Origin of the sequence: Methylacidimicrobium cyclopophantes, assembly GCF_902143385.2 — a bacterium.
Lineage (GTDB): Bacteria > Verrucomicrobiota > Verrucomicrobiia > Methylacidiphilales > Methylacidiphilaceae > Methylacidimicrobium > Methylacidimicrobium cyclopophantes.
In genome coordinates this window covers 1-6,229 of sequence record NZ_CABFUZ020000224.1, presented here as the reverse complement: position 1 = coordinate 6,229, position 6,229 = coordinate 1, and the positions used below count along the sequence as shown (strand labels likewise).

The following is a 6,229-nucleotide window of genomic DNA, read 5'->3' as shown; positions in this document are numbered from 1 at the left end:
CCCGCCGAAAGCGGGGAAGCTCGCTATCCAATGACGCGACTTCCCCTCTTTTTCGTTGGAGAATCTCTTCCAATCTATCCCGCATTCCCGTCGGACCTCATCCTTCTCGCGTCCCAACTTCGTATTCTTTGCCTCAAGCTTCTCGAGCGCACTATGCCCGCCGCGATGATCCTGGGCAAGGCCTTCGTGGGAAAGAGCGGACGGATACGCCACCGTTGCCGCCCCGCTCAGCTATCACGAACGCGAACAATCCCTTAAGAAAGCCTATTGACTTTTTACGAGTCGAAAACGCAAAATCTCGCCCCAAATGCGCCTCTTTCTCCGAGGTGGCCTCGTCTGCTTGCTTTTGGCAATCGTCGACCCCGTCTATGCCGCCTACCCTCCCCAAGACCAGTTTCTGCAAGCTTATCTAACCCTGCAAGAAGCCGAGCAGTTGGAAAAGAAGGGGGATGGATCCGGCGCTCATCAGAAGTATTTGGAGGTGGAAAGAAAGCTCGAGATCCTCAAACGGAACAATCCGGATTGGGAGCCCTCCATCGTCGCCTTCCGCCTCCGCTACGTTCGGGGCAAGATCGCCCTATCCGAAGATGCTAGCAAAAACGGAGCTCCCTCGGCCGAAGCCTCCCAAGCGGAGAAGAGCGACGCTGCTCCGTCTTCGCCTGCGGATCGGATGGGGGAACATCCGCGAGCAAATCATTCGCTCCTCGCCAACGGTTCCAGCGTCGAGTCTGCCGAGGGCGGCGGCAATCGCCAGCTCCTGCTGCTGCGCAGCCGCGTATCGCAACTGGAAAGCGAGCTGAGTTCCACGAAGTCCAAGCTGCAAGCGGCCGTCTCGGAGGCCGGCTCTCTCCGTGAGCGGCTACAGAGCCTGCGCAAGGAGTTGGCTATCGCGCAATCGTCGAACGTCGAAGAGCGGATTGCGGCCGTGCTCCAGGAAAACAATGCGCTGAAAGCGCAACTTGCGCAGACGGAAGGGAAAATTCGCGCTCTTCAAACCGGCAATAACGAAGGTGCGGTGGTCGGTATCCGGGATCAGCTCAAGGGAGTGCAGGAGCAACTAGCCGTCCTGGAACGAGAAAACCAAATTTTCCGATCCACGGCGAGTTCGCTCAAATCTCAACTCGAAGCAGCGCAGCAACGTCTTGCCGAGTCGGCGCGTCAATTCTTCGCCTCCTCGGGGAGCGAGCAGCTGAAGAAGGAAAACGAGATCTTGCGGGGAATCATTACCCGGCAGCTCCAGGAACAAGCCCGCCGTGACATGGCGAAGAAGCTGGTCACCGAGGAGCTTCAATCCCTTAAGGTCGACTCTCAATTTGTCCAGAGACAGTTAGAAATTCTCTCCTCTCCGCTCGTCTCACTTTCTCCCGAAGAACTCGCTCTTTTAAAGGGCCCCACCGTGGCTCCCCAAGAACACGCGGAAAAACAGGCTTTCGTGGCCGTCCTCAAGCAGAAAGCCCAACAGTTGGGTTTGATCTCGCAGAACCCCGAGTCTCCGCAGGCGGCTGCCAACCCGGTCCAGTCGAGCCCCTCGAAGGCTGATCCGCCCGCCACGCTTCCCGACGCCGCTTCCCCCGCCACAGCCGGCTCTGCGGATCATCGTCCCACGACGCAGCTCACTGCCATGAGCTCGGAATCGGGCTCGCCCGCAGCGTCCTCCAACGAGGCGCATTCGGAATCCGCCCACGCTTCTCCGGCGAGCGCGGCTTCCTCCCCGTCCGACAATTCCTCCCCGTCCGACAACACCTCCGAGGGGAACAATGCTTCCTCGCTTTCCCCGGAGATCCGCAAGCTCGCGGAGCAAGCGGCAAACTATTTCAATGAGCAGCGCCACGAAGAGGCGGCTGGCGTCTACGATCAAATTCTTCAAAAGGACCCGGGCAATGTTTTCGCGTGGGCAAACTTAGGAGTCGTCCGCTTCCAGCAGAGCCGATACGAAGATGCGGAAAAGGCGCTGCAACAAGCCATCAAGCTCAACCCCAACGACGCTTTCTCCCACTCCGTGCTTGGCATCGTCTACTACCAGCAGGGCCGCTATGACAATGCCATCTCGATGCTTACCCGTTCCATCGTCCTCGATCCGAACGATCCCCGCACACGCAACTACCTCGGAATCGCCTGTTCGAAAAAAGGATGGCAAGAGGCCGCGGAAAAGGAGCTTCGCCGCGCGCTCGAGCTCAACCCGAACTACGCCGACGCGCACTTTAACCTCGCCGTCATCTACGCGACACAAAAGCCCCCCGCCAAGGAGTTGGCCAAACGTCACTACCAGGATGCCCTCAATCTTGGGCTCCCCAAAGATGCCGGTTTGGAGAAGTTTTTGGAATAGCCGTTGACATAACAACCATTCTGTGGTTAACGCAATGATCGCGATCCTCGCAAAGAAAGCGGCGCGACATGACCAGACGAAAGGTTGATTCGGCGGCGTGCTCTGCGGCAGGCTTCTTGCTCTGGCTACTCCTTCTTTCCGCAAGAGCCGACGTCGCCAACTACGATCCGAATCCCCCCTTTCGGCTTGACCGCCTGAAGCCCGTGGAAATCCGGGATGAGATCACGCATCTGACGCTCAAAGCATACCAGCCGAAAAACCCCTACAACATTCTGATCAACTACGAGTTGGGGATGCACTGCGTAGGATTCGACATCTCCTACTGCTGCGTCATCCCCCCTTACAACTCATTCCAAGCCCAGGCCGTCGAGTCGGGCAGAAACGGCGAGCGGCCGAAGCTCTTATCCCCGGCCGATCAGGTCAAGCTCTACTACTTCCTGCGGGACAATAGCTATTCCGAAGGGAATAAGATGAAGTACTGGTCCGTCCCCAAGGATGTGAACGGAAATGGAACCATGTCCGATCCCGGGGACAACATGGCCAACTACGTCTGGGAACATGTCTTCATTTACAAGGATCTCGAAGGGACGCTTCCCAAGGACTGGTCGATCGAAAAGAGGATCCATATCGGGAAAGATCTCGAGATTCCCGTGGATGCAGGTCCCTCCGGTAAGCCCCTCGCCGGCGGATACCTCGACTATGCGGGAGACCAAGGCGGAGACATCGTCTTCACCGATTCGTTGATCCCGGATGTGAAAAACGTTCCACTCCGGCTGACGGCGGCGAATGTCTGGGACGCCCTCGGTCTTCCACTGACCGCGTTCTACGACTCCACAAGGAAGGGCACCATCCGAAGCGTGACCAACAAGGACTTCCAGCCCTATCAATACTCGACCGTTCAGCTGCACGACAAAGACGGGAAGCCGATTCTTGTCGACGGGAAGCCGGTCCAATTCTTCGGTACGAATCCGGTCGACATTCCGAATTGCGTTCTCTGCCATTCCGCGGAGGGCAAGGGGGCCAAGCTCTCCAAGCAAGCCGGCATGATCCTCTTCGAGAAGGAATACGACTATTGGAAAAAGAACTATCCCGATGAGTCCGACTACATGGCGAGGCTCTCTTCCTCTTCCATCAACCTCCTCGAGATCCACGACAAGATGTTCCATACGCAGTTCCTGAAGGAATACAACCCGAACGCCTCATCGAATCGGCTCGGCAGCGTCGGATCCGTCAACTGCGCGGATTGCCACGGCGACAATGTCTCGGGGAACCTTCAGGAACCTAGGCCGGGAGCGACCGGATATCCAACTACGAAAGCAAAGGCGCTGGCCCCCTCGATCCATGCTGCTCACGCGGTGTTCCTCGCCGACATGAATGACAAAGCGGGAAGGACGGTCTCCTGCCAAGCCTGCCATCCCACGCATTGGCAAAACCCGAGCATGAACAATTTCGATAGGAATCCCTTCCAAATCACGGACTCGTACGGGAACAACAAATTTGCGGATTCCGATCAAAGACTTGCCGGAGGGGGCTGCTACTTGCGCAGAGACGCCCATACGAATCCCGACGTGAAACCGCCCTTCTTCCTCAACTCCCTGGGCAAGTGGTATCTGGAAAATGTGAGCATGCGGGATGAGAACGACAAGCCTCTGAATCAAATGCGGGGCCTCACCTGTACCAATTGCCACAATCAGCTATCCAACGAGCTCTACGCCTGGGACGATCTCGACGACGTGGTCGCTCAAAAGGGGAAGACGCTGCGGAACAAGGGAATCGAGGAGATCCGGAAAGCGGTCGCTGACGGGGAGATCGAACGTTTTCTCGAAATGGCGGATCCGAAAATCAAAAACGGAAACAATCCGGTCTACACCTTCTACGCGAACCACAAAGGAGCAACGCTGGTCAAAGCGACTAGGGATAAGGAAGGCAAGCTTCGGTTACTGCCATGGAACGCGAGCGAGGGAGACCCCGTCTCCTACGATGCCGCTTCCGGGGGAAGCGATTGGTGGCTTGCCGCCGGCGAGCCCAAATGCGCCACCTGCCACGCCGCTCCGTTTGTGGAGAGTGAGGGCGGCAAGTATTTTCCGATCGACCAACCTCGCAAATATGCTCTCTACCGATACTCGAAAGCCCACGGTGCTCTTTCCTGCCAATCTTGCCATGAATCGATCCACGGCCTTTATCCCGTCCGATACGAAGGGGATGCACAGACGGTCGATTTGACGACGCATCAGGCCGCATTACAATACTCGCCCGATGGTCGCTATGCAGGACCCGTCAGTTGTGCCGCCTGTCACACGGTCAACAAAAGAGGCGTTCCTACCCTTCTGTCGGGAACGGAGTATGCCGACGACTATTGGGCCTCGGTGGTCCTCCTCCATTACATGCGGGAAGGAGACGAGAAATTGCCCGTAAAAGAGCTTCTTCGAAAGTATCCGTACCCAACATCCCGGAAAGTCGTCCTCGAAAGCTGGAAGTAAGTCGAAAGCACCCCGGCGGAGGAGCGCAACGCTTTTCTCGGCGCATACATTCTCTCCTCCATGGTATGGTGACTTTGGCTTCATGGTGAGTTGGCTCAAAGTCCGCCGTCCATCTCCGATCCCCGACAAACCGTCTTGTCGCGCGGATGAGAGCGCGCAGTCTTTCCCGAAACATTCCCCGAGTTCGTCCCCTCCGGCCGGAAAATGGGAACGCCTCGCGTGGAGCTGTTTTGACATCGGCAGCTCTTCCTTTACTACCGTCATCGTCGATCTCGTTTTCGCCGTCTACTTCGTTCGTGTCGTCTGCGCCCATCGAGTCGATGGCACTTGGCTCTGGACCCTTGCACTCTTCTTTTCTCAAGCGTTCGTCGCCTTTTCCTCTCCCTGGATCGGTGCAATGGCCGATGTCTTGGGCAGAAAAAAGCGAATGCTCTTCTCCGCCTATGCCGTATGCATCCTCTCCTGCTTGACCCTCGCGCGAATGGGAGAAGGAGACGTTTGGCCGAGTCTGATCACCTTTATGATCACCAATGTTTCGTTTTCTCTCGCAGATAATCTTATGGCGGGGTTTTTGCCGGAGATCAGTAGCTATGAGTCTCTCGGCACCCTTTCCGGCTGGGCTCGCTCCTTGGGCAACTTGGGAAGCTTGGCGAACTTGCTCTTGGTTTCTCCGTTGCTCGCTTCGGGTTTCACCGTCTCTAACTCGGATCGCATCCAACTCGCCTTAGCGCTGACAACGGTCATCTACGCCCTGGCGGGCCTTCCCGCTCTTTTCCTCTTGCGAGAACGAACCGAAGCGGTCACCGGCAATCTCTGGAAAGCCCTCCTTCAAGCGGGGCGCCGCTTGAGAGATTCGTTGCCCAAAGTCGTTCATCCAGGGGCGTTACGCACCTTTTTCGCCTCTTCCCTCCTCTGCGGCGCGGGTGCCACCATCGTGATGGTCGTCGTGGCCATCTATGCGCAGATGGCTATCGGAATGGCGGACACCGAACAGGTCTTGGTGTTGCTCGCCGTCCAGGGCGGAGCGTGCGTGGGGGCTCTCTCTCTCGGTAAGATCAAGGATTGGTTCGGGTCCGCTCGCTCCCTGCAGCTCGTCGTGATCGTCTGGACGCTTTCGTCGATTGCTCTCGTCTCCGTGCAATCGAAGCCGCTCTTTTGGATGACCGCCTTTCTCGTGGGAATCGGCAACGGCTCCCTTTTCGCCGTCAGCCGTGCGGTCATGGGACTTCTCTCCCCCCCGGAGGCCCGGGCGCAATACTACGGCCTCTGGTTTGTTACGGGCCGAGTCGCCGCCGCTCTCGGGCCCTTGCTCTTTGGCGTCCTCTTCGAGGCTTCTCACTCTTTCCGAATCCCTATGACCATCCCGTTGGTCTGTTTCGCCTCCGGTTTTTTGCTCCTCCTCGCCCTGCCCGCCGATCGGCGG

Annotated in this window: 4 protein-coding genes; all 4 read left to right on the top strand. The window is 57.5% G+C overall.

Features of this window, described 5'->3' with window-relative positions; all coding sequences use genetic code 11:
* Window positions 1-258 (top strand): hypothetical protein (locus FN369_RS11340; protein ID WP_218580034.1); only part of this gene is annotated, 258 nt, incomplete at its 5' end.
* A gap of 49 nt (window positions 259-307) precedes the next feature.
* Window positions 308-2,326: a tetratricopeptide repeat protein gene (locus FN369_RS09440; protein ID WP_142525903.1), complete on the top strand. Its 2,019-nt coding sequence runs from the start codon at window positions 308-310 to the stop codon at window positions 2,324-2,326.
* Window positions 2,327-2,394: 68 nt separating this feature from the next.
* Entirely contained in the window at window positions 2,395-4,806 is a 2,412-nt protein-coding gene (locus FN369_RS09435) for a hypothetical protein (RefSeq protein WP_142525902.1), read from the top strand.
* 82 nt (window positions 4,807-4,888) lie between these two features.
* A partial coding sequence (locus FN369_RS09430) for an MFS transporter (RefSeq protein ID WP_142525901.1) occupies window positions 4,889-6,229 on the top strand: 1,341 nt, incomplete at its 3' end.

Bases quoted from the DNA above. Each gene is read 5' to 3' on its own strand.
- FN369_RS09440 (WP_142525903.1), top strand. From the start codon at position 308: ATGCGCCTCTTTCTCCGAGGTGGCCTCGTCTGCTTGCTTTTGGCAATC.
- FN369_RS09435 (WP_142525902.1), top strand. From the start codon at position 2,395: ATGACCAGACGAAAGGTTGATTCGGCGGCGTGCTCTGCGGCAGGCTTC.